20 protein-coding genes and 1 pseudogene are annotated in these 21,941 nt (G+C 71.8%); 15 read left to right on the top strand and 6 right to left on the bottom strand.

Annotated elements, in window-relative coordinates; genetic code table 11:
• The first annotated feature begins 67 nt into the window (after positions 1-67).
• The 3 genes from glmS to E1264_RS02095 all read left to right on the top strand — a co-directional run bounded on the left by glmS (position 68) and on the right by E1264_RS02095 (position 4,058).
• Complete coding sequence (gene glmS / locus E1264_RS02105; RefSeq protein ID WP_132168977.1) at positions 68-1,912, top strand: glutamine--fructose-6-phosphate transaminase (isomerizing); 1,845 nt, start codon at positions 68-70, stop codon at positions 1,910-1,912.
• Positions 1,913-1,990: 78 nt separating this feature from the next.
• Positions 1,991-2,998 carry an ABC transporter ATP-binding protein gene (locus E1264_RS02100; RefSeq protein WP_243710701.1) on the top strand — a complete coding sequence of 336 codons (1,008 nt, stop codon included), beginning with the start codon at positions 1,991-1,993 and terminating at the stop codon, positions 2,996-2,998.
• A gap of 7 nt (positions 2,999-3,005) precedes the next feature.
• On the top strand, positions 3,006-4,058 hold the full coding sequence (locus E1264_RS02095; RefSeq protein WP_132168975.1) for an ABC transporter permease: 1,053 nt from the start codon (positions 3,006-3,008) through the stop codon (positions 4,056-4,058).
• Positions 4,059-4,151: 93 nt separating this feature from the next.
• Here E1264_RS02095 and E1264_RS02090 read toward each other — a convergent pair whose 3' ends face one another.
• The 3 genes from E1264_RS02090 to E1264_RS02080 all read right to left on the bottom strand — a co-directional run bounded on the left by E1264_RS02090 (position 4,152) and on the right by E1264_RS02080 (position 5,726).
• Positions 4,152-4,358, bottom strand: a complete 207-nt coding sequence (locus E1264_RS02090) for a DUF397 domain-containing protein (RefSeq protein ID WP_132168973.1) — start codon at positions 4,356-4,358, stop codon at positions 4,152-4,154.
• Between the two features lie 247 nt (positions 4,359-4,605).
• On the bottom strand, positions 4,606-4,827 hold the full coding sequence (locus E1264_RS45825; protein ID WP_165963917.1) for a DUF397 domain-containing protein: 222 nt from the start codon (positions 4,825-4,827) through the stop codon (positions 4,606-4,608).
• Between the two features lie 38 nt (positions 4,828-4,865).
• Entirely contained in the window at positions 4,866-5,726 is an 861-nt protein-coding gene (locus E1264_RS02080; RefSeq protein ID WP_132168971.1) for a helix-turn-helix transcriptional regulator, read from the bottom strand.
• A 256-nt stretch (positions 5,727-5,982) separates the two neighbouring features.
• Here E1264_RS02080 and E1264_RS02075 point away from each other — a divergent pair, with 256 nt between their 5' ends.
• From E1264_RS02075 to tsaD, 8 genes are all read left to right on the top strand, one after another.
• The gene (locus E1264_RS02075) at positions 5,983-7,473 is read left to right on the top strand and encodes an NAD(P)H-hydrate dehydratase (protein WP_132168969.1); all 1,491 of its coding nucleotides are present in this window, start codon (positions 5,983-5,985) and stop codon (positions 7,471-7,473) included.
• A gap of 129 nt (positions 7,474-7,602) precedes the next feature.
• On the top strand, positions 7,603-8,727 hold the full coding sequence (gene alr, locus E1264_RS02070; RefSeq protein WP_132168967.1) for an alanine racemase: 1,125 nt from the start codon (positions 7,603-7,605) through the stop codon (positions 8,725-8,727).
• Positions 8,728-8,741: 14 nt separating this feature from the next.
• Complete coding sequence (locus E1264_RS02065) at positions 8,742-9,815, top strand: alpha/beta hydrolase (protein WP_132168965.1); 1,074 nt, start codon at positions 8,742-8,744, stop codon at positions 9,813-9,815.
• 35 nt (positions 9,816-9,850) lie between these two features.
• Positions 9,851-10,282 (top strand): tRNA (adenosine(37)-N6)-threonylcarbamoyltransferase complex ATPase subunit type 1 TsaE, encoded by a 432-nt coding sequence (tsaE, locus tag E1264_RS02060; RefSeq protein ID WP_132169075.1) that lies wholly within the window; start codon positions 9,851-9,853, stop codon positions 10,280-10,282.
• A 126-nt stretch (positions 10,283-10,408) separates the two neighbouring features.
• Positions 10,409-11,311, top strand: coding sequence for a hypothetical protein (locus tag E1264_RS02055; RefSeq protein WP_132168963.1), 903 nt, complete (start codon positions 10,409-10,411; stop codon positions 11,309-11,311).
• Between the two features lie 52 nt (positions 11,312-11,363).
• Positions 11,364-12,044, top strand: coding sequence for a tRNA (adenosine(37)-N6)-threonylcarbamoyltransferase complex dimerization subunit type 1 TsaB (gene tsaB, locus E1264_RS02050; RefSeq protein WP_132168961.1), 681 nt, complete (start codon positions 11,364-11,366; stop codon positions 12,042-12,044).
• A 20-nt stretch (positions 12,045-12,064) separates the two neighbouring features.
• Complete coding sequence (gene rimI, locus E1264_RS02045; protein WP_132169073.1) at positions 12,065-12,535, top strand: ribosomal protein S18-alanine N-acetyltransferase; 471 nt, start codon at positions 12,065-12,067, stop codon at positions 12,533-12,535.
• Complete coding sequence (gene tsaD, locus E1264_RS02040) at positions 12,532-13,566, top strand: tRNA (adenosine(37)-N6)-threonylcarbamoyltransferase complex transferase subunit TsaD (protein WP_243710699.1); 1,035 nt, start codon at positions 12,532-12,534, stop codon at positions 13,564-13,566. Before rimI ends, tsaD begins: the two co-directional genes overlap by 4 nt.
• A 29-nt stretch (positions 13,567-13,595) precedes the next feature.
• Here tsaD and E1264_RS02035 read toward each other — a convergent pair whose 3' ends face one another.
• From E1264_RS02035 to E1264_RS02025, 3 genes are all read right to left on the bottom strand, one after another.
• A complete protein-coding gene (locus E1264_RS02035) occupies positions 13,596-14,534 on the bottom strand; it encodes an aminoglycoside phosphotransferase family protein (RefSeq protein WP_132168959.1) in 939 nt (312 codons plus the stop codon).
• 238 nt (positions 14,535-14,772) lie between these two features.
• Positions 14,773-16,422: an apolipoprotein A1/A4/E domain-containing protein gene (locus E1264_RS02030; protein ID WP_132168957.1), complete on the bottom strand. Its 1,650-nt coding sequence runs from the start codon at positions 16,420-16,422 to the stop codon at positions 14,773-14,775.
• Positions 16,423-17,051: 629 nt separating this feature from the next.
• Entirely contained in the window at positions 17,052-18,281 is a 1,230-nt protein-coding gene (locus E1264_RS02025) for an SAM-dependent methyltransferase (protein ID WP_132168955.1), read from the bottom strand.
• A 307-nt stretch (positions 18,282-18,588) separates the two neighbouring features.
• On the opposite strand from E1264_RS02025, the gene groES reads away from it, so the two are divergent.
• From groES to E1264_RS02005, 4 genes and pseudogenes are all read left to right on the top strand, one after another.
• Complete coding sequence (groES, locus tag E1264_RS02020; RefSeq protein WP_199487366.1) at positions 18,589-18,900, top strand: co-chaperone GroES; 312 nt, start codon at positions 18,589-18,591, stop codon at positions 18,898-18,900.
• A gap of 85 nt (positions 18,901-18,985) precedes the next feature.
• The gene (gene groL / locus E1264_RS02015; protein WP_132168953.1) at positions 18,986-20,614 is read left to right on the top strand and encodes a chaperonin GroEL; all 1,629 of its coding nucleotides are present in this window, start codon (positions 18,986-18,988) and stop codon (positions 20,612-20,614) included.
• Between the two features lie 363 nt (positions 20,615-20,977).
• Positions 20,978-21,565 carry a sigma-70 family RNA polymerase sigma factor gene (locus E1264_RS02010; protein WP_132169069.1) on the top strand — a complete coding sequence of 196 codons (588 nt, stop codon included), beginning with the start codon at positions 20,978-20,980 and terminating at the stop codon, positions 21,563-21,565.
• Positions 21,562-21,941, top strand: a pseudogene (locus tag E1264_RS02005) (hypothetical protein); the annotation flags it as partial. The gene E1264_RS02010 and the pseudogene E1264_RS02005, both read left to right, overlap by 4 nt.

Here is a 21,941-nt window from a genome sequence, read left to right as displayed (position 1 = left end):
ACGTTAGCGTCACCCGCCTACGTCACTTGCTGTGGGCCCAGGTCGGGGCACCGAATAGAGTTGCCGCATGTGCGGAATCGTGGGGTACGTAGGCGGCCGGCCAGCGCTCGACGTGGTCGTGGAGGGCCTGGCGCGGCTGGAGTACCGCGGCTACGACTCGGCCGGGGTGGCCGTGCTGGCCGACGGGAAGCTGGCGACGGCGAAGCGCGCGGGCAAGCTCGCGAACCTGCGGGGCGCGCTGGACGAGGAGCCGCCGCCCGCCGGGACGCTCGGGATGGGGCACACCCGGTGGGCGACGCACGGCCCGCCGAACGACCGCAACGCGCACCCGCACGTCGACTGCACCGGCTCCCTCGCGGTGATCCACAACGGGATCATCGAGAACTTCGCGGAGCTGCGCGCGGAGCTGGAGGAGGCCGGGCACGGGCTGGCGTCCGACACCGACACCGAGGCGGTCGCGCACCTGCTGGAGGACGAGCTGAAGGCGGGCGGCGGCCTCGCTGACGCGATGCGCCGCGTCTGCCGCCGGCTGGACGGCGCGTTCACCCTGGTCGCGGTGCACACCGGCGACCCCGACCTGGTCGTCGGCGCGCGCCGCAACTCCCCGCTGGTCGTCGGGGTCGGCGCGGGCGAGAACTTCCTCGCCAGCGACGTCGCCGCGTTCATCGCGCACACCCGCGACGCGATCGAGCTCGGCCAGGACCAGGTCGTCGAGCTGCGCGCCGGCGGCGTGACGATCACCGACTTCGAGGGCCGTCCCGCCGAAGTGCAGGAGTACCACGTCGACTGGGACGTGTCCGCCGCGGAGAAGGGCGGCTACGACTACTTCATGCTCAAGGAGATCGCCGAGCAGCCGCGCGCGGTCGCCGACACCCTGCTCGGCCGGATCGGCGCGGACGGCCGCCTCCGCCTGGACGAGATGCGCATCCCCGACCGCGAGCTCCGCGAGGTCGACAAGATCATCATCGTGGCCTGCGGGACGTCCTACCACGCCGGGCTGATCGCCAAGTACGCGATCGAGCACTGGGCCGGGCTGCCGTGCGAGGTGGAGCTGGCCAGCGAGTTCCGCTACCGCGACCCGATCCTGTCCCCGTCGACGCTGGTCATCGCGATCTCCCAGTCGGGCGAGACGATGGACGCGCTGATGGCCGTCCGGCACGCCCGCGAGCAGAAGGCGAAGCTGCTCGGCATCTGCAACGTCAACGGGTCGACGCTGCCGCGCGAGTGCGACGGCGTCCTCTACACGCACGCCGGGCCGGAGATCGCGGTCGCGTCCACGAAGGCGTTCCTGACGCAGCTCGTCGCCGTGTACCTCATCGCCCTCTACATCGCGCAGACGCGCGGCACCAAGTGGGGCGACGAGGTCTTCGCGATGGTGCAGCTCCTTGAGCGGATGCCGGAGAAGGTCGCGAAGGTGCTGGAGACGATGGAGCCCGTCCGGGAGCTGGCCAGGTCGCTGGCGGGCGAGCGGTGCGTGCTGTTCCTCGGCCGCCACGTCGGCTTCCCGGTCGCGCTGGAGGGCGCGCTGAAGCTCAAGGAACTCGCGTACATGCACGCGGAGGGCTTCGCCGCCGGTGAGCTGAAGCACGGCCCGATCGCGCTGATCGAGGAAGGGCTGCCGGTCGTGGTGATCGTGCCGCCGCGGGCGCGGGACGTGCTGCACGACAAGATCGTCTCGAACATCCAGGAGATCCGGGCCCGCGGCGCCCGGACGATCGTGATCGCCGAGGACGGCGACGAGTCGGTCGTCCCGTACGCGGACACGCTGATCGGCGTCCCGGCCGTCCCGACGCTGCTGCAGCCGCTGGTGACGACCGTCCCGCTGCAGGTGTTCGCGTGCGAGCTGGCCACCGCGAAGGGCCACGACGTCGACCAGCCGCGCAACCTCGCCAAGTCCGTCACCGTCGAATAGGGCGGTTCGCCCGGAACCTTCCGCCGCCGGGTCGCGTCCCACGAAGATCGGGACCGGCCGGGGTCGGGAGGCTGACGGGTGGCAGGACACGGTGGCGTCGGGAACGGCGACCTCATAGATCGCCGGTACCTCGACGAGCACGAGGGACAGGGCGAGTTCGGGATCGAGGCGCGCGGCGTGACGCGCGGCTTCGGCACGGTGCAGGCCCTCGGCGGGCTCGACCTCACCGTCCCGTACGGGCAGGTCACGGCGCTGGTCGGGCCGAACGGGGCGGGCAAGACGACGCTGCTGCTCATCCTCGCGACCCTGCTGGCGCCCGACTCCGGCGTGGTGCGGATCGCGGGCCACGACGTGCGGCAGAACCCGGCCGCGGCCCGCGACGCGCTCGGCTGGATGCCGGACACGTTCGGCGTCTACGACCAGCTCACCGTGGATGAGTACCTGGCGTTCTTCGCCGACGCCTACGGGCTGCCCAAGCACGAGCGGCCCCGCCGGGTCAGGGCGCTGCTCAGCCTCGTCCACCTGGAGGACCGGGTCGGGCAGCCCGTCCACGCGCTGTCGCGCGGGCAGAAGCAGCGCCTCGGGATGGCCCGCGCGCTGGTGCACCGCCCGCGCGTCCTGCTGCTGGACGAGCCCGCCTCCGGCCTCGACCCCCGCTCCCGGATCGAGCTGCGCGACCTGCTGCGGTCGCTGGCCGCGGACGGCGTCGCGATCCTGGTGTCGAGCCACATCCTCAGCGAGCTGGAGGAGATCGCCGACCGGGTCGTGCTGGTCGACAACGGGCGGACGGCCGGCGACCACGCCATGGCCGACCTCAGCGGCGTGGAGGCCCGCGTCCGGTGGCGGCTCCGGTCGCTCGACCCCGCGCTGCTGGCCGCGACCCTCGCCCGCGTCCTCGACGGGCGCGAGGGCCTCGAACCCGCCGCCGACCTGCCGGGCGGTGCCGAGGTCGGCCCGCTCACCGAGGCCGAGGCCGCCGCCCTGCTGGCCGAGCTGGTCGGCGCGGGCGTCCCCGTGACCGGCCTCGCGCCCGCCGGCAGCGCGCTCGAATCGGCGTATCTCGCGATGACCGAGAACCGGAGGTGAGGCGGCCATGACCGCGCATGGGATCGGCCTGGTGGCCCGGCAGGAGGTCAGGACCCGGCTGCGGACGGGCCGCTGGAAGATACTGCTGGCCGTCTGGTTCTTGATCGTCAACGGGCTCGGGCTGCTGCTGCGGCTGGCGCTGGAGGTCGACGAGACCTCCACCTTCGGCGAGCCGGGCGTGTCGATGTTCGGCACCGTGCTGTTCGGGGTGCTGGTGCTGACGCTGCTGGTCACCCCCGCGCTCAGCGGCCAGTCGATCAACGGGGACCGCGAGCGCGGGACGCTCGCCACGCTCCAGGTCACCCGGCTCACCTCCACCGACATCGCGCTCGGCAAGCTCCTCGCGGCCTGGGGGACCGGGCTGCTCACGCTGGTGCTCACGCTGCCGTGCGTGCTGTGGCCGGTCGCCGAGGGGGCGATCGGGGTCGGCCGCGCCGCGGTCGTCCTGCTGGTCAGCGCGCTGCTGATCGGCGTGGTGTGCGCGGTGTCGCAGGCGTGGTCGGCGCTGCTCGCGCGCAGCGTCACGTCGGTGCTCATGGCGTACATGACGGTCTTCGCGCTGCTGGCGGGCACGCCGCTGCTGTACACGCTCGCGGTCCCGATCACCACCGAGCACAAGCGGGTGTACTCCGAGTACGGCTCCTACAGGAGGTCGATCGAGCACACCGAGCGGGTCTGGTGGCTGCTGGCGCCCAACCCCGTGGTGATCCTCGCGGACGCGGCGCCGCGCCTGCCCGAGCGCCGGTACGTCGTCGACGGCCGGGTGTACGAGCGGTCGCCGTCGAACGACCCGCTCGGCGATCTGAGCCGCGAGGTGCGCGACATCCGCGAGGGGGACAAGGACCAGGTGATCTACGCGTCCCGGTCCGGGGCCGCGGGCGGGCACGATACGCGGGGGGCCACCGGCGGGTACGGCCGGTCCGAAAAGGACGAGGACAAGGCCGTCTGGGTGTACGGGCTGCTTTTCGACCTGGCACTCGCCGCCGGCGCCGTCACCATAACCTCGGCCCGTTTGCGAACGCCCCTTCACCGTGTGCCACGCGGCGTTCGCGTGGCGTGAGAATCGGGAATGCGCACACCGTTGGGCGCAATTCTCCGACACTCTGAGAATCTCAGCAAAGTGAAATTTGCAGGGTTGCTTTCAGGGTTGCTTTCAGGGCCGGTCGAAACGGCCGTCCCGTACTCCCCGGACGAACTCTCGCCATTCACCGAGGTCGAACGCGAGGCGGGTCCCGGCGTCCTCGGTGTCCCGTACGGATATCGCGCCTTCGCCGAGGCGCGCGACCTCGACGCATCCGTTGCTGGCGCAGCATCGGGTGCTCCGCCTCCATCGGGCGGGCGGTGATCCTTGGAAACTCATTCCGGCTCCTGCCTCGAAAGTTGCATTTGTCCGCGGCCGCGCTGCCGGTGCCAAGCACAAGGTAACAAGATCACAAAAAACTGCTGATCACACCCGGGTCAGGACGGTGCTCCTGTGGCCAGAGCGGTGAGGAAGGAGCAAAGTTTCCGGTGTGACGGCTACGAGCCGAGTCCCGTGCGGACCCGGCTCGTTCGCTGTGCTGCCCTACCGCGCCCTCGTGAGGCACCGAACGGGGCTTATTCGCACGTCATCGGCCCAAATCGAATTCACCGTTCTTGGCTCGTTCGATGAACGCCCGCCACTCTCCCTGGGAGAACGACAGGACCGGGCTCTGCGTGCCGTACTTGGCGTCGCGGGCGCCAATGAAATCGGACGAACCGACCATTGAGGCGACTTCGACGCATGTGTTGCTCGCCCCGCAGTGGGCGCTTCTCCTCCATTGTGGAGCAGGAGTGGCGAAACGGGACACTCGGTGCCTTTCACAAGGGTTGGGCCACTCCGCGGGCCCTACCAGGCGTCCCTGGCCTCGATGATGCGCTGCCGTGACTCTGTGGCGTCGAGGGCCTGGTCAGCCAGGCTTTTATAGGCAAGCCTGTACATATGAGTAACAGCCTCTTCCGCAAAGTGGCTGATCGTCAGTGATTCGGTGTGCACGATATCAGGGAATACGATGTCGTGCACCGGTGAGAATTGCAGCAGGATAAAGGACTCGGCCAACACCGAGTGTGCCGTGTTCAAAGGCAGTATCCGCACCGTCACGTTCGGAAGCTCGGTCATCCGCAGGAGGTGTTCGAGCTGCTCTCGCATGACCTTCTGGTCGCCGATCCGGCGCTGCAGAACCGCCTCGTCGAGAACCGCCGACAGTTCCAGCGACTGCGCCCGGTGCAGCACCTCCCGGCGGCGCATTCGCACGTCCACCCGGCGTTCCAGTTCCTGCGGGGGCAGGGTGGCCAGGTCGCTCCAGCCGCCGATCACATTCCGCGCGTAGCCCTCGGTCTGCAGCAGGCCGGGGAACACGGTGCTGCCCCATTCCCGCACGGCCGTGGCCTCGGACTCCAGCGCGACGAAGCTGGCCAGCTCGCCCGGCAGATCGCGGTATTCCTCCCACCAGCCGCGGCGCGCCGCGTCGTGCGCCAGCGAGACGAGGTCATCGCGCCGCGAGCCGTCGATCCCGTACAGATCGAGAAGCTTCAGCACGTCGCCGATCTTCGCGCCGGTCCGGGCGTTCTCGATGCGCGACACTTTCGCTGTGGACCAGGTGAGCCGCTCGGCGACCTCGTCCCCGGTGAGCCCGTGCCGCTCGCGCAGCCGGCGGAGCTCCGCGGCCAGCCGCCGCTGCCGGACGGAGGGACCTCGGGAAGTGCTCATTGCTCGGGCCTCTCCAGTCCCTGCGGACTGATCTGGGCGCATTCTGCCGCACTCACGTGCGGCAATGCGAATACATCGGACCGGATGTGGAAGATTCTACGGCCGATCATTCTTGGCCGCACATGACACCGAAACTTGCAGCGCAAGGTACAAATGTTCCGGGCCTGAGGTTGCGGAAAGCATCCGCGTGGCACCCTGAGGTTGTGATCGGCGGGTGTGTGATCGGCGAGTGTGTGATCGGCGTGGGGAGCCGCGGATGAGGTACGCGCACGAGGTCGGCAAGGTGCGGGCGGCGGAGCAGGCCCTGATGGCCCGGCTCCCTGACGGCGCCTTGATGCAGCGCGCCGCCGCCGGGCTGGCCTCGGTGTGCGCCCGCGTGCTGCCCGCCGTGTACGGGTCGCGCGTCGTCCTGCTCGTCGGCGGCGGCGACAACGGCGGCGACGCCCTCTACGCCGGTGCCCGGCTCGCCCGGCGCGGCGCGCGCGTCCGGGTCGTCCAGGCCGGGTCCAAGATCCACGAGTGGGGGCTGGCGGCGCTCCGCCTCGCCGGCGGGCGGCTCCTCCAGGACGGGGAGACCGGCGCCGCCATCGCCGGCGCCGACCTGATCATCGACGGGCTGACCGGCATCGGCGGGACGGGCGGCCTCCGCGAGCCGCACGCCCGCTACGCGGCGCTCGCCTCCGCGTCCGAGGGCCTCGTCGTCGCCTGCGACGTCCCGAGCGGCGTCGACGCGAGCACCGGCCGCGTCGAGGGCGCCGCCGTCGTGGCCGACGTCACGGTCACCTTCGGGACGCACAAGCCGGGCCTCCTGATCGATCCGGGCGCGTCCTATTGCGGTGTGGTCGAACTGGTCGACATCGGGCTCGGTCCCGACCTGCCCGACCCGGACGTCGTCGCGTCCCGCCCGGCCGACGTCCGGCCGCCCGAGCCCGGCCCCGAGTCCGACAAGTACCGCCGCGGCGTCGTCGGCATCCTCGCCGGCGGCGACGCGTTCACCGGCGCGGCCGTCCTCAGCGTGGGCGGCGCGCTGCACGGCGGCGCCGGGATGGTCCGCTTCGCCTCCGTCGCCCGGCCGGTCGAGCTCGTCCGGCAGCGCTGGCCGGAGGCCGTCGCCACGGTCATCGACCCCGGCCCGCACGAGCCGAAGGTCCTCGAACGCATCGGGCGCGTCCAGTCCTGGGTCGTCGGCCCGGGCCTCGGCACCGGCGACGCCGCCGAGTCGCTGCTGGAGGCCGTCCTCACCACCGACCTGCCCGCCCTCGTGGACGCCGACGGCCTCACCGTCCTGTCCCGCCGCCGCGACCTCCTCGCCCGCGCCGCGCCGACCGTCCTCACGCCCCACGCGGGCGAGCTGTCGCGCCTCATCGGCGCGGACCGCGACGCCATCGAGGCCGCGCGGCTCGACCACGTCCGGCGCGCCGCCGCCGCGCTCTCCGCGACCGTCCTGCTCAAGGGCTCCACCACGCTGATCGCCGAGCAGGACCGTCCCGTCCGCGTCAACCCGACCGGCACCCCGCGCCTCGCCACCGCCGGGACGGGCGACGTGCTGTCCGGCCTGATCGGTGCCCTGCTGGCGGGCGGCCTGCCCGCCATGGACGCGGCCGCCGCCGGCGCCTACCTCCACGGCCTGGCCGCCCGCCTCGCCTCGGCCCCGAGCCCAGGCCCCGAAGCCCCCATCACCGCTCCCGACGTGATCCTGTCCCTCCCGGCCGCGTTCCGTGCCGTCCAGGGCGTTGGCACGGCTTGAACTCGGGAACGGGCAATGGCGTCTTATTGGACGGGGAGTGCCGTTGGAGCGCTCTCTGACGGGCCGGACTGGCCATGACCTGGGCCGTGATGCCACGGGCATGGCATTTGGGGCGGCAGACTGATGGGCATGAACGTTCCTGCTGAGGCGCGCGTTGATCTCGAGGCGATCGCCGGCAATGTCGGGCTGCTGCGCGAGCGCGCGCGTGGCGCCGAGGTCATGGCCATGGTCAAGGCCGAGGCCTACGGGCACGGCCTGGCCGAGGCCGCCGGGGCCGCGCTCGCGGGCGGCGCCTCCTGGCTGGGGGTCGCGAAGCTGGTCGAGGCGCTGCGGCTGCGGGACGCGGGCTTCACCGTCCGGACGCTGGTGTCCGTGGGCGTGCCCGGCGAGCCGTACGAGGAGGCCGTCGCGCGGGACGTCGACCTGACCGTCGGCGCCCTGTGGCTGCTGGAGGAGGTCGTCCAGGCGGCGGAGCGGGCGGGACGCGCCGCGCGCATCCACCTGAAGGCCGACACGGGCATGTCGCGCGGCGGGGTGCGCGGCCGTGACTGGGAGGAGCTCGTCGACGCGGCCCTGAAGGCGGAGGCGTCCGGGCGGGTGCACGTGGTGGGCGCCATGTCGCACTTCGCCTGCGCGGACGAGCCGGGCCACCCGTCCATCGCGGCGCAGGTCGGGGCGTTCACCGAGATGGTGGCGTACGCGGAGAAGGCGGGGGCGCGGTTCGAGGTCCGGCACCTGGCGAACTCGGCGGGCGCGCTGACGGTGCCCGAGGCCAGGTTCGACCTGGTCCGTCCGGGTATCGCCATGTACGGGCTGACGCCCATACCGGCGCTCGGCACGTTCGGGCTGCGTCCCGCGATGACGCTGGTGGCGGACGCGGCGCTGGTCAAGCGGGTCCCGGGAGGCAGTGGCGTGTCGTACGGCCACACCTACCACACCGACCGGGAGACGACCCTCGCCGTCGTCCCGGTCGGGTACGGCGACGGAATTCCCCGGCACGGGTCGAACCTGCTGCAGGTCCTCGCGGGCGGCGCCCGCCGGACGATCGCCGGGCGCGTCTGCATGGACCAGTTCGTCATCGACCTCGGCGATGATCAACTCGCGGCCGGCGATGAGATCATCTTGTTCGGCCCGGGCGACCGGGGCGAGCCGACCGCGCAGGAGTGGGCGGACGCGCTGGGCACGATCTCGTATGAGATCGTCACCCGCATCGGGTCCCGGGTACCGAGGGCGTACCCGGGAGGGGCGCTGTAGGAGGCGCGTGCGTTATGGGCAGCAGCAGGCGCAGGATCGGCATCGCGGGCACCGTCGCCGGTGTCGGCGCGGCCGGGGTGGGCGCGGCCGTCGGCCTGCGCCGCGTCGCGGTCGGCCGGGTGCGGCTGCGGCCCGACCCGGACGCCGGCGAGCCGTTCGGCGAGCTGCGCGGCCGGGAGCTGACCGTCGAGGCGAGCGACGGCCTCCCGCTGCACGTCGAGGTGGACGGCCCGGACGACGCCGACCTCACCATCGTGTTCAGCCACGGCTACACCCTCAACCAGGACTCCTGGCACTACCAGCGCCGCGACCTGCAAGGCTCCCTGCAGATGGTGTTCTGGGACCAGCGCAGCCATGGCCGGTCCGGGCGCGGCGACCCCCGCAACGCGACGATCGAGCAGACCGGCGACGACCTGCACGCCGTGATCAAGGCGACCGTCCGGCGCAAGCAGCCCGTCATCCTCGCCGGGCACTCCATGGGCGGCATGTCGATCATGGCGCTGGCCGACCGGCATCCCCAGATGTTCAAGCGGCAGGTCGTCGGGGTGGCGCTGGTCAACACCTCCTGCGGGGACATGGCGGAGCTGACGCTGGGGCTGCCGCTGGTGCTGGCGAAGGTCGTCCGGCCGCTGGCGCCGCGGACGCTGCGCGGTCTCGGCCGCCGCGCCGAGCTGGTGGAGCGGGCCCGCGGGCTCGGCGCCGACCTGGCGTTCGTCGTGACGCGGAAGATGGCGTTCGCCGACAAGCAGGTGAGCCCGACCGTCGTCGGCTTCCTGGAGGAGATGATCAGGGCGACGCCGATCGACGTGATCGCGGAGTTCTATCCGGCGCTGATGGCGCATGACAAGATCGCCTGCCTGGGTGTCCTCGGACGCGTCCCGACCCTGGTCCTCGCGGGCGGGCAGGACAGGCTCACCCCCGCCGGGCACTCGCGCCGCATCGCCGACGCGCTGCCGGACGCGGAGCTGGTAGAGGTGGCGGAGGCCGGGCACGTGCTGCCGCTGGAGTATCCGGGCGTGGTGACCGGCGGGCTGCGCCGGCTGATCGACCGCGTCCGGCCGGAGTACGAGGAGGAGCGCACCGCGTGAACGCGATCACGGTCACCGTCCCCACGGCGGAGGACATGCACGAGCTCGGCGTCCGCCTGGCGGGCCTGCTGCGCCCGGGCGACCTGCTCGTCATGACGGGCCATCTCGGCGCGGGCAAGACGACGCTGACGCAGGGCATCGGCGAGGGCCTGAAGGTGCGCGGCCCGATCACCTCCCCGACGTTCGTCATCGCGCGGGTGCATCCGTCGCTGGCCGGCGGGCCGCCGCTGGTGCACGTGGACGCCTACCGGCTGGGCGGTTTCGCGGAGCTGGACGATCTCGATCTTGACGCCTCGGTCGAGGAATCGGTGACGGTCGTGGAATGGGGAGAAGGGCTCGCGGAGGGCCTTGCAGAAGATCGCCTGGAATTGACCATCGCGCGCGGGAACGGTCCCGGAGAGGGACGCGAAGTAAGGCTCGCCGGGGTGGGTCCTCGCTGGTCAGACCTGGAACTGCCGGCAGGCTGACCCCTTCAGGCCACTTCCAGCCTTTACCTGGCGGGCAGGGCCACTTTACGGTGGCATGTCGTATTCTTTGCCGGAACGAACCTCGCGTTCGCGACATATCGATTCTCGCAGCGGGAGTGGTATCCGGTGAGTGGCAGCCATCGCGGCGGCGGTGACCGCGGCACGGGAGGGGCGGGCGAGGACCCGCGCCGGCCCGGCCGTGACCCGCGCCGCCATCCGGCGCCCGGCGACCGGACGTACCGCACCGAAACGGGCCCCCACCACCCCGGGACGTACCGTCCTGGCAGCGGGGGCCACCCCAGGGGTCACCAACCCGGCGGCCGTCGCGCCGCCCGCGCGCGGCGCCGCCGGAACGGCTGGCGGTGGGCCGTCATCCTCGGCTCCGTCGGGGCCGGGGTCGGCATCTGCCTGCTCGCCGTGTTCGCCGTCCTGACGGGCGTCGGCTCGGGCGGCGACCCGGGCGGCGGCCGGGCCGTCGGCAGCGCCACCGAGAGCGGCCCGTCCCCCTATGGCGAGCGCACCGCCGTCCCCGACTCGTGCGCGAGCGTCGCCCAGGGCCTCGTCGACAGGCTCGCGCCGGGCGCCGAGCGCACCGAGGCCGACAGGAACGAGGGCGACGACCGCCAGAGCCAGTGCGTGTGGGGCGCCTACACCGGCGACGCCAGGCGCCAGCTGATCATCGAGCTCCGCGCGATCCCCGGCACCGGCAACCGGACGCCCACGGAGGCCGCCCGCGCCACCTTCACCTCGGAGCGGACCGCCGACGAGACCGGCAAGGCGGTCCTCACGGGCCAGGAGATCACCGACCAGAACCGCCTCACCGGCGTCGGCGACGACGCGTACGTCGTCTACAGCGTCGACAAGGGGCAAGGGTCGGGCGAGGCGGTCAGCAACGTGCTTCTGGGGAACGTCCTCATCACCATCCACTACTCAGGCTCGGACGACGGCGAACCGCTGCCGTCGCAGACCGCCAAGGGCGGCGCCGTCGACGTGGCCAAGGCCGTGATCCAGGGCATGGACCGTCCCTGACGACCGCCGCCTGGCAGGCGTCATGGCGGGCTGGGCTGTAGGCTTACAACCCGTGCTGGTCTTGGCTTTCGACACCGCGACCGCCGCGATCACCGTGGCGCTGTACGAGTGGACACCCGGGGAGGGCGCCGTCCGGCGCGGCGCGGCCGAGGCGGTCGACCGGCGCAGGCACACCGAGCTTCTCACCCCGTCCATCGCGAGCGTGATGGCGGAGGCGGGGGCCGCGCCGGAGGATCTCAGCGCGATCACCGTTGGTGTAGGGCCCGGCCCCTACACGGGGCTCCGCGTCGGGCTGGTCACGGCCCGTTCCATGGGCGGCGCGCTCAGCATCCCGGTGCACGGCATCTGCACGCTGGACATCATCGCCTGGGCCACCGGTTCGGAAGAGCCGTTCGCCGTCGCCACGGACGCCCGTCGCAAAGAGGTCTACTGGGCGCGGTACCACTCGTTCCGCGCGCGCGCCACCGAGCCTGCCGTGGGCCCACCCGCCGACGTCCTGGACGGGGCGCCCGGCGGCCTGAAGGTCGTCGGTGAAGGAGCCGCCCTGTACCCGGAGATCCTCGGCGATTCGGACCACCAGCCGCTGCTGCCCACCGCCGGTGCCCTCGCCGAGCTGACCGTCGCGCGCCTCGCCGGGCTGAAGGGCCCCGCGCTGCTGCCGCCCGAGCCCCTCTACCTCCGCCGCCCGGACGCGAAGGAGCCGGGCCCGCGCAAGAAGGTGACGCGGGCGTGAGCGGGATCGTCCTGCGGGCGATGTCCGACGCGGACGTCCCCACCGTCCACGAGCTGGAACAGTCCCTGTTCCCCGAGGACGCGTGGAGCGAGGAGATGATCGCCGGCGAGCTCGCCGACCAGCCGCGGACGCGCCACTACGTCGTCGCGGAGGCGCCCGGCGGCGAGATCGTCGGCTACGCGGGCCTCGCCGCGGCGGGCGGGCAGGCCGACGTGCAGACCATCGGCGTCCGCGCCGACCAGCGCAAATCGGGCGTCGGCGCCGCGCTGCTCACCGAACTGCTGGACGAGGCCGCCCGCCGCAACAGCGAGGCGGTGTTCCTGGAGGTCCGCGCCGACAACGCCGCCGCGCGCCGCCTCTACGAGCGGTTCGGCTTCGACGAGGTCGGCATCCGCAAGCGCTACTACCAGCCCTCCGACGTGGACGCGATCGTCATGTGCCGCACGCTCCGCGAACGTCCGCCCATGGGCTTCACCAGGGAGAACACGTGATTCCTGACGAGCCGCTGGTGCTCGGCATCGAGACGTCCTGCGACGAGACCGGCATCGGGATCGTGCGCGGCCACACCCTCCTCGCGGACGCGATCGCGTCCAGCGTCGACGAGCACGCCCGGTTCGGCGGCGTGGTGCCCGAGGTCGCGTCCCGCGCCCACCTGGAGGCGATGGCCCCGACGGTCGAGCGGGCCCTCGCCGACGCGGGCGTGGCGTTCACCGACGTCGACGCGTTCGCGGTGACGGCCGGGCCCGGCCTGCCCGGCGCGCTGATGGTCGGCGTCGCCGCCGCCAAGGCGTACGCGCTGTCGCTGGGCAAGCCGCTGTACGGCGTCAACCACCTGGCCGCGCACGTGTGCGTCGACCAGCTCGAACACGGCCCGCTGCCGAAGCCGTGCGTGGCGCTGCTGGTGTCCGGCGGGCACTCGTCGCTGCTGCTGGTGCCGGACGTGGCGGGCGACGTCCGCTCCCTCGGCACCACGGTGGACGACGCCGCCGGCGAGGCGTTCGACAAGGTCGCGCGCGTCCTCGACCTCGGCTTCCCGGGCGGGCCGGTCATCGACCGGATGGCCCGCGACGGCGACCCGGCCGCGATCGCGTTCCCGCGCGGCAAGTACAACGACGGCACCTACGACTTCTCGTTCTCCGGCCTGAAGACGGCGGTCGCGCGCTGGGTGGAGGCCAAGGAGCTGGCCGGTGAGCCGGTGCCGGTCGCGGACGTGGCGGCGTCCTTCCAGGAGGCCGTCGTGGACGTCCTGACGCAGAAGGCGCTGAAGGTCTGCAAGGACAACGGCGTCCACGACCTGCTGATCGGCGGCGGCGTCGCGGCGAACTCGCGGCTGCGGGCCCTCGCGGCGGAACGCTGCGAGCGGGCCGGGGTGCGGCTGCGCGTCCCGCGCCCGAAGCTCTGCACCGACAACGGCGCCATGGTCGCCGCCCTCGGCTCGGAACTGCTGGCCGCCGGGGCGTCGCCGTCCGACCTGGAGCTCCCCGCCGATTCGAGCCTCCCGATCGACTCCGTCCTGCTCTGACCTGCTCTGACCTGCTCTGACCTCAGCGGTCAGCAGTCGGAGAGGAGTTTGGAGAGGTAGTCCTCGTAGAGGGGCACCTGGGCCTCGTCGATGACGCGCGTGTCGTCCTCGGGCAGGAGGTCGAGGAGGCTGCGGACGTCCCAGTACGGGTCGTGCGGGTGGCCGCCGGAGACCTGGTCGAACGCGGACAGGAAGCGGTCGGCGACGGCGGGCCCGTAGCGGAGGGCGAGCCCGCGGCGCATGTGGGCGATGTCGACGGCGATGGGCCCGGACGAGGCGTCCGACCAGTCGACGACCCCGGTGAGCTTGCCGTAGGACCAGAGCGTGTTGTCGGCGTGGTAGTCGCGGTGGATGAACCGGACGGGCGCCTCCGGCGCGGGCCGGGCCGCGACCTCGTAGGCGCGCTCCCACAGCTCGGGGCGGTGCGCGTGCTTCGGCGGGCACCGCTCGTCGAGCCGGTTGTAGGGGACGTACGGCGGCATCGTGGACGCGCCGTTCAGCGTGTGCACCGACAGCAGCGCCGCCGCCAGCTGGATGAGGTACTCGGGCAGGTCGTCGGGGGACGGGCGCGGCGGGTGGCCGGTCAGCCGGGTGATGAGCAGCGCGGGGACGTCGCAGTACGCCCCGGCGGGGTCGGCGGCGACGAGCGCCGGGGTCGGGATCTCGCACGCGGCGAGGAGCGCGAGCGCGGCGATCTCGCGCTCGGGGGAGAACTCGGAGCCGTGCGGGCGGCGCGCGGTGACGGGTTCGCTGGACGTCCAGCGGCGCAGGACGAGCCGGTGCGCGCTGCCGGAGCGGCTCTCCACCAGGAGGGCGTGGTTGGCGTGCGCGGTGCCGCCCGCGAGCGGCCGCACCATGCGGACCTCGGCGCCCTTGCCGAGACACTCCTCGACCCAGCGCAGGGTGGCGTGGCCGGGTGGAGCGCCGGTCGGCAGGACGGCAGCCGGTGTGCGAGTCACCTGATCCATGAAAACGGATTCCGAAGGGTATTGGGAGTGATTTTGCGAAGACGGAACGTAACAAGATGCACGTCATCGCGGTGCTTTGGCGGAGCACCTCCGGTCATTACGGCGGTTGGCCGGACAAACGTCGCGGATTCCGGTGGGTATCCGAATACCACCGAGAGCGGGCCTGATGGGAATTGCAATAGATCGGGTGGGGCCGCCACTGGCGTCCCCACCCGATCGATGCCGATGCGGCGGCCGGTCAGTCCTTGGCCTCGCGGCGGGGCCGCAGGAGCGCCTCGGCGAGGGCCAGCATCGTCTCCTCCAGGTTGGACAGGCGCTTCAGCACGTCCTCGTGCACGGCGCTGACCTGCTTGGAGACCTCGTCGTGGACGCCGTCGACCTTCCGGCCGACCTTGTCCTCGACGGCGGTGAAGCGCTTGGCGAAATCGGCCTGCGCGGCGTCGGCGCGGCGGACGGCCTCGTCCTGCATGCCCTCCACGCGCCGCGCCAGCTCCTCGTGGACGCCCCCGACGTGCCGGGTGACGTCCTCCTGCATGTTGCCGACCTGCTTGGCGACGTCCTCGTGGATGGCGCCGACCTGCCGCGTGACGTCGGCGTGGATGTCGCCGATCCGCTTGCCGAAGTCGTCGTGGACGCCGCTGACCTGCCGCGACACCTCGGTGTGGACGGACTCGACCTGCTTGGTCACATCGGCGTGCACCGACTCGACGCGGCGGGACACGATCTCGACCTGCGTGGTGAACTCCTCCAGCGCCCCGTCGACCCGCTTGGCGACGTCGTCGTGGATGCCCTCGACGCGCTTGCGGACGTCGTCGTGCACGTCCTCGAACCGGCGGGAGAACTCGTCCATGCGCTTGGCGACGTCGCCGTAGGCCGCCTCGGCGATCTGCGCGATGGACGCCCTGATCTCGTCGCGGTCCGGCCGGGCCCGCAGCTCCTCGGCGAGCGGGACGACGGCCTCGGCGAGGTGCTTCTCCAGCGCGTCGAAGCGGTCGCCGTGGTCGGCCGGGGGGCGCTGCACGAGCTCGCCCAGCAGCCGGTGCACCTCGGCGATCTCCAGCGTGGCGGGGAGCCGGGTGATCCGCTCGCCGACGCCGTCGATGCGGCCGTCGATGCCCTCGAACCTGCCGTCCAGGCCCTCCAGCTTGCCGGACACCCCTTCGAGGCGGCCGTCGACGCCGTCCAGCCGCCCGTCGAGCCCGTCGAGCCGGCCGCCGACGCCCTCGACCCGGCCGTTGACCGCCTCAAGGCCCTGCTCCATCCGCTCGGCCATCTCGCCGAGCGCCTGGTCGACCCGCGCCGTGACGGCGTTGATCGAGTGCTCGAGCCGCTCGGACCGGTGGCCGAGCTCCGCCAGCGACTTGTCGAGCCGGTTGAACCGGACGGACGCGGCCTCCATGCTGCCCTGGAGCTTGTCGAGCCGCTTGGTCATCTCGTCCATGCGCTGCGACGCCTGCTGCGTGGCGTCGGTGATCTGCTGCGCGGAGTCGAGGACGGCCTGGATGCGGGACAGGCCCTCGTCGACGTTCTCGGCGACGACGCCGACGTCGGCCCACAGCGCGGGCAGCTCGGCGACGGGTTTGACCCGCTCGCCGAACGCCTCGAGGTGCTCGGCCAGCCCCTCGAACCACTCCGGGGGCTTGCCCGCCATCTCGTCCATCTGGCCGCGGACGCTGTCGAGCTGCCCGGTCAGCCCGCTCAGCTCCCGCTCGCGGACCTCGCGGAGCAGCCACTCCATCCCTTCGAGCCGCTGCCGAATCTCGTCGAGGACCTGACCCTGTGAGCGCTGTTCATAGACGTGGTCCTGCGCCGCACGGGCGAGCAACTCCCGCATCCGATCCGAGACCGGTTGACCCCCCGTCTGCAGGAAGTTGTGATTCGTTTCCACCCGATGCTCCTTCGTGTGCCGGCGCGACGAAATGACGCACGGCAATGAATCTCTGGAGACGCCACTGTAGTGCTTACGGGGGGTCCCTATAACGGGGAGCAGAGAACATTGTGAGTTCTGTGTAATGTGCCTGTTACCCGGCTGGGGCGAATAGTGAGAGTTCTCCGGCTGCTAGGCATTTTTCCGCTTTGCGGCTATCGCGCCGATTGTGGTGATGAGTGAGGTGGCCGGGCCCGGTGGGCGCCGTCTCGGGCCGGTGTTCTGTCCGTACATCTCGTCCGACATGGGCAGTTGGCGGACGGCACCCGCGCACGGCCCCGGCGACACGCGTCAGCGGAACGTCATACCGGTCCGGCGGCTTCGGGCCATTTCCGCGGTGCATTAGGGGCGGGCGAAGCCCTCGCCGCCGAACCCGACGTGGTGTTTTCCGGCCGACCCATCCCGGCGCGTCGATTTGCATGCGGTGTTACGGCCTTGCCGGGCGCCCGCAATCACCGGTGAAGCGATACCGGAAAGGGACGATGATTTGCCCGGACGTGGCGCGTCGCCCGCTGTCGCTTGGCGCGACCGGACGGTGGGAAGATTTTTGGACTCGATCGCCGCCGCCCACCGCTCCGGGCGGGTCCCGGTCACCGGACGGGATGCGTGAGGAGGGCGACGGGCTCCCGCCCCACGCGGGTCACCACCAGCGTCAACCCCTCCGCCGCCGGACCGCGCGGCGTGGTGCGGCGCCCGCCGAAGCCCAGGTCGCGGCGCAGCCGGTCGACGTCGACCGCCGAGCCGCGCTTCTTCACGGTGAGCACGCCGACGCCTCGCCGCCGCACCTCCGCGCGCAGGCGCTTGACGGAGAACGGCAGCACGTCCTCTATCTCGTACGCGGACGCGAACGGCGTCGGACGCAGCTCGTCGGACGTGACGTACGCGATCCGCGGATCCGCGAGCCCGCCGCCGACCAGCGCCGCGACCTCACCGACGAGATGGGCGCGGATCACGGCCCCATCAGGCTCGTACAGATAACGACCCCAGGCGCGAACGTCCGGTTCCTCCACCCCCTGTGGAGTAAGCGTCCACACCCGCCCATCGGAATCGGCATCGGACGGAAGCAGAGTGGCTCGCCGACCGACGTCCCCAGCGAAGCCGCCAAGCCACAGGGCCGCTTCCTTAACGTCTCCCCCCACGGAGACCCACTCTGCTTCTGCCCCGTCCGGGACGGCCTCGTGCGGAATGCCAGGGGCGACCTTCACACACGCCCCCGGTGCCTGGTCGGCCTTGTCCAGGACGACGTCCAGCGGCGGCTCATACGCGCGAGGATCGAAAACTCTCCCTCGTGCGGTACGCCGTCCAGGATCGGCGAAGACGGCATCGAACCCGCTCGCCTCTTCCTTGGTCGCATCACCCACGCGCACAGAAACAAGGCCGTTCAGACCAAGGGAGGCCACGTTCGCCAGCGCCACCTCAGCCGTCAACGGGTCGAGTTCCACACCCTCCCCGCCGAGCCCCAAGCGCGCGCGTGCGATGAGGTCGGCGCCTATCCCGCACCCCAGTTCCAGCACGCGCGCGCCAGGCAGACGGTCAGCGAACCGTCGCGCGCGATGCGTCGCTACGCTCGCCCGTGTCGACTGCTCCAGCCCCGCCTGGGTGAAGTACATGCGCTCGGCGTCGTCGCCGAACTTCGCCCGCGCACGCATGCGCAGCCGCACCTGCGTGAGCGCGGCGGCGACGAGCGCCGGATCGTGCCGTTCGCGGAGCCGGGACGCCGCCGCGAGCAGACCGTCCTCGCTCACGTCCAGGCCCGCCGCCTCGCCGAGCAGCGCCTGACCGGACGGGCCGAGCAGGGCCCGGAACGACGCGATGTCCATGCGGGGACGTTAGCGGCGCCCGCGAGGAGACGACCGGCGCCCCCTGTTCGGCCAGTTGACGGCATGTGAAGTTAGCCTGCGGTGAACGCGGGCGGACGGCTGCCGGGCGTGTCCGTGTCCGTGTTGACTGCTTACCGGGCACGGCATAGTCTCCATGACTGGCACTCTCCGAGGGAGAGTGCCAACAACAGCGACGAAGGTCGGTCTGGCACCCGCGACGACAGGCCGGTCCAGGGTCGCCTCTTCTGTCACATGTGCTGGCCGGCCCACCTGTGGCCGGCCGAGGACCAATCGAAGGGGAGGTCAGATCGTGACGACCGCCACCAAGGTTGTTCTCAAGCCGCTTGAGGACCGTATCGTCGTCCAGCCGCTTGAGGCCGAGACCACCACCGCGTCGGGCCTGGTGATCCCGGACACCGCGAAGGAGAAGCCCCAGGAGGGCACCGTCATCGCGGTGGGCCCGGGCCGCGTCGACGACAAGGGCGAGCGCGTGCCCGTCGACGTCAAGGTCGGCGAGGTCGTGCTCTACAGCAAGTACGGCGGTACCGAGGTCAAGTACAACAACGAGGAGTACCTCGTCCTCTCGGCCCGCGACGTGCTCGCGGTCATCGAGAAGTAATCACCGAGAACGTGATGCACCCGCCCCGGTCGGCGCCGCCTTCGGCGGGCCGGTCGGGGCGGATCGCGTAAAGAGGAGTATCCGCATGGCGAAGATCCTGGAGTTCGAGGAGGACGCTCGCCGGGCTCTTGAGCGCGGCGTCAACGCTCTCGCGGACGCCGTCAAGGTGACGATCGGCCCGCGCGGCCGCAACGTCGTCATCGACAAGAAGTTCGGCGCGCCGACGATCACCAACGACGGCGTCACCATCGCCCGCGAGGTGGAGCTGGAGGACCCCTACGAGAACCTCGGGGCCCAGCTCGCCAAGGAAGTGGCGACCAAGACCAACGACATCGCGGGCGACGGCACCACCACGGCGACCGTCCTCGCGCAGGCGCTGGTCCGCGAGGGGACCCGCAACGTGGCGGCCGGCGCGTCGCCGCTCGCGCTCAAGCGCGGCATCGACGCCGCCGCCCGGTTCGTGTCCGACCAGCTGCTCAAGTCGGCCCGCGAGATCGTCGAGAAGGACGAGATCGCGCACGTCGCGACCATCTCCGCGCAGGACCCGCAGATCGGCGAGCTGATCGCGGAGGCGTTCGAGAAGGTCGGCAAGGACGGCGTCATCACCGTCGAGGAGGCCCACACGATGGGCCTCGAGCTGGAGTTCACCGAGGGCCTCCAGTTCGACAAGGGCTACCTGTCGCCGCACATGGTCACCGACCCCGAGCGCATGGAGGCCGTCCTGGAGGACGCCTACGTGCTCATCGTGGACGGCAAGATCTCCAACGTGCAGGAGTTCCTGCCGCTGGCCGAGAAGGTCGCCCAGACCAAGAAGCCGCTGCTCGTGGTGGCCGAGGACGTCGAGGGCGAGGCCCTGGCCCTGCTCGTCGCCAACAAGATCCGCGGCACGTTCACCTCCGTCGGGGTGAAGGCGCCTGGCTTCGGCGACCGCCGCAAGGCGATGCTGGGCGACATGGCCACCCTCACCGGCGGCCAGGTCGTCAGCGAGGCCATCGGTCTCAAGCTCGACTCCATCGGCCTGGAGGACCTCGGCCGCGCCCGCCGCATCACCGTCACCAAGGACGCCACCACCATCGTCGACGGTGAGGGCGCCGCGGACGACATCACCGCCCGGATCAACCAGATCAAGGTCGAGATCGAGAACTCCGACTCCGACTGGGACCGGGAGAAGCTGCAGGAGCGCCTGGCCAAGCTGGCCGGGGGCGTCTGCGTGCTGCGCGTCGGCGCCGCCACCGAGGTGGAGCTGAAGGAGAAGAAGCACCGCCTGGAGGACGCCATCTCGGCGACCCGCGCGGCGATCGAGGAGGGCATCGTCGCCGGCGGCGGCGCCGCCCTGGTGCACGTCGCCAAGGAGGGCTTCGACACCCTCGGCCTGTCCGGCGACGAGGCGACCGGCGCCGAGGCCGTCCGCCGCGCGCTGGACGAGCCGCTGCGCTGGATCTCCGAGAACGCCGGCCAGGAGGGCTACGTCGTCGTCTCCAAGGTGCGCGCGCTGCAGCCGGGCCACGGCTACAACGCCGCCACCGACGAGTACGGCGACCTGGTCGCGCAGGGCGTCATCGACCCGGTGAAGGTCACCCGTTCCGCGGTCACCAACGCCGCCTCGATCGCGGGCATGCTGCTCACGACCGAGGCGCTCGTGGTCGACAAGCCGGAGGAGGCCGAGGAGGCCGCCGGCGGCGGTCACGGCCACGGGCACGGCCACGGCCACTGATCCGGAGCCCGTCCGCGACTCCGGAGCGCATCGGCAGACCCCCGCCCGTCCGGGCGGGGGTCTTGCCTTTTGATGCTCAATATGCTGTCTGTTGATCTATGAGCTGTTTCCGACTCATCGTCGGGTGTGGGACGGAAGAAAAACGGAAACGTGCCGAAGTGGATCAGCTACCCCGCGTAGTATCCCCAGGGATGCTCCAGCACTGTGACCATTCCGTTGTAGAGCACGGTGGAGACACGCCCGGGCGCGCTGGGCATCATGCTTGACGTGACCGAGGGATGCTACGCCGGGACCATGACCGCGAGCGCCGCCGAACCCTCGGGAGGGCTCGCCCCTCCGATACCCCACGACACCGGCCGTGGGATAAGGGTTCTGCGCGCGGCGAAAGCGGCGGACGGTGACCTCCGAGAGCTGACCAGCCTCGCCGTCCAGGGCGACCCCGGGGCCATCGAGGTCCTCATCGCCGAGGTGCGGCCGATGATCGTCCGGTACTGCCGGGCCCGTCTCGGACGGGTCTCCGGGCAGTACCACATCGCGGACGACGTCGCCCAGGAGGTCTGCATCGCCGTCCTTTCGGCCCTGCCCCGCTACCGGGACATGGGCCGCCCCTTCGCGTCCTTCGTCTTCGGCATCGCCTCCCACAAGATCGCCGACGCGCTGCGCAGCGCCGTCCGCGCCGCGGTGCCGACCGAGGACCTGCCGGACGGCCCGGACGACCGTCCGGGGCCCGAGGAGACGGTGGTGCGCTACATCGAGGCGCAGCGTGCCCGCGACCTGCTGACGCGCCTCCCCGAGCACCAGCGCGAGCTGGTGCTGCTGCGGGTGGTGGCGGGCCTGTCTGCCGAGGAGACCGGTAATGTACTGGGCATGTCCGCGGGGGCCGTACGGGTCGCGCAGCACCGGGCTCTGGCCCGGCTTCGGGCGATGGCCAGAGAGGAGTCGATCGCTTGACGGAGCGCGGCCCCTTCACTGGCTTGCGGGGCGCCCCGGATCCGGCCGAGCCTTCGACCCCCGGCGGTTCCCCCGCGCCGGCGAGCCCGCCGCAGGCGGTCGCCGGCCTGCCGGCGGACCTCAACGCCGTTCGCCGCACGGACGCGATCATCGACTCGCTGGCGGCCCGGCGCGCTGCCGGCTCCGCTCCCCGCTCCCCGGCCGCCGAGGCTGCGGCCCCCACGGCCGAGCCTGAAGACGCCTGCCCCGCCGAATCCGGTCCCGAGGCCGCCGCCTCCGCCGAGCCCGACTGCGGGCGCCCGCGCCCGGCCGACGACCCCGACCCGGCAGTCCGCCTGCTGCGCGCACTGATCACCGACGTGGACGACCAGAGCCC

This window comes from Actinomadura sp. KC216 (genome assembly GCF_004348535.1).
Lineage (GTDB): Bacteria > Actinomycetota > Actinomycetes > Streptosporangiales > Streptosporangiaceae > Spirillospora.
The sequence above is the reverse complement of the archived record's forward strand: the minus strand, read 5'-3'. Positions and strand labels throughout refer to the sequence as shown.

Excerpts from the sequence above, each read along its gene's own strand:
- glmS (WP_132168977.1), top strand. The coding sequence starts at position 68 with ATGTGCGGAATCGTGGGGTACGTAGGCGGCCGGCCAGCGCTCGACGTG.
- E1264_RS02095 (WP_132168975.1), top strand. The coding sequence starts at position 3,006 with ATGACCGCGCATGGGATCGGCCTGGTGGCCCGGCAGGAGGTCAGGACC.
- E1264_RS02090 (WP_132168973.1), bottom strand. The coding sequence starts at position 4,358 with ATGAGTTTCCAAGGATCACCGCCCGCCCGATGGAGGCGGAGCACCCGA.
- E1264_RS02080 (WP_132168971.1), bottom strand. The coding sequence starts at position 5,726 with ATGAGCACTTCCCGAGGTCCCTCCGTCCGGCAGCGGCGGCTGGCCGCG.
- E1264_RS02075 (WP_132168969.1), top strand. The coding sequence starts at position 5,983 with ATGAGGTACGCGCACGAGGTCGGCAAGGTGCGGGCGGCGGAGCAGGCC.
- alr (WP_132168967.1), top strand. The coding sequence starts at position 7,603 with ATGAACGTTCCTGCTGAGGCGCGCGTTGATCTCGAGGCGATCGCCGGC.
- E1264_RS02065 (WP_132168965.1), top strand. The coding sequence starts at position 8,742 with ATGGGCAGCAGCAGGCGCAGGATCGGCATCGCGGGCACCGTCGCCGGT.
- tsaE (WP_132169075.1), top strand. The coding sequence starts at position 9,851 with ATGCACGAGCTCGGCGTCCGCCTGGCGGGCCTGCTGCGCCCGGGCGAC.
- rimI (WP_132169073.1), top strand. The coding sequence starts at position 12,065 with ATGTCCGACGCGGACGTCCCCACCGTCCACGAGCTGGAACAGTCCCTG.
- E1264_RS02035 (WP_132168959.1), bottom strand. The coding sequence starts at position 14,534 with ATGGATCAGGTGACTCGCACACCGGCTGCCGTCCTGCCGACCGGCGCT.
- E1264_RS02025 (WP_132168955.1), bottom strand. The coding sequence starts at position 18,281 with ATGGACATCGCGTCGTTCCGGGCCCTGCTCGGCCCGTCCGGTCAGGCG.
- groL (WP_132168953.1), top strand. The coding sequence starts at position 18,986 with ATGGCGAAGATCCTGGAGTTCGAGGAGGACGCTCGCCGGGCTCTTGAG.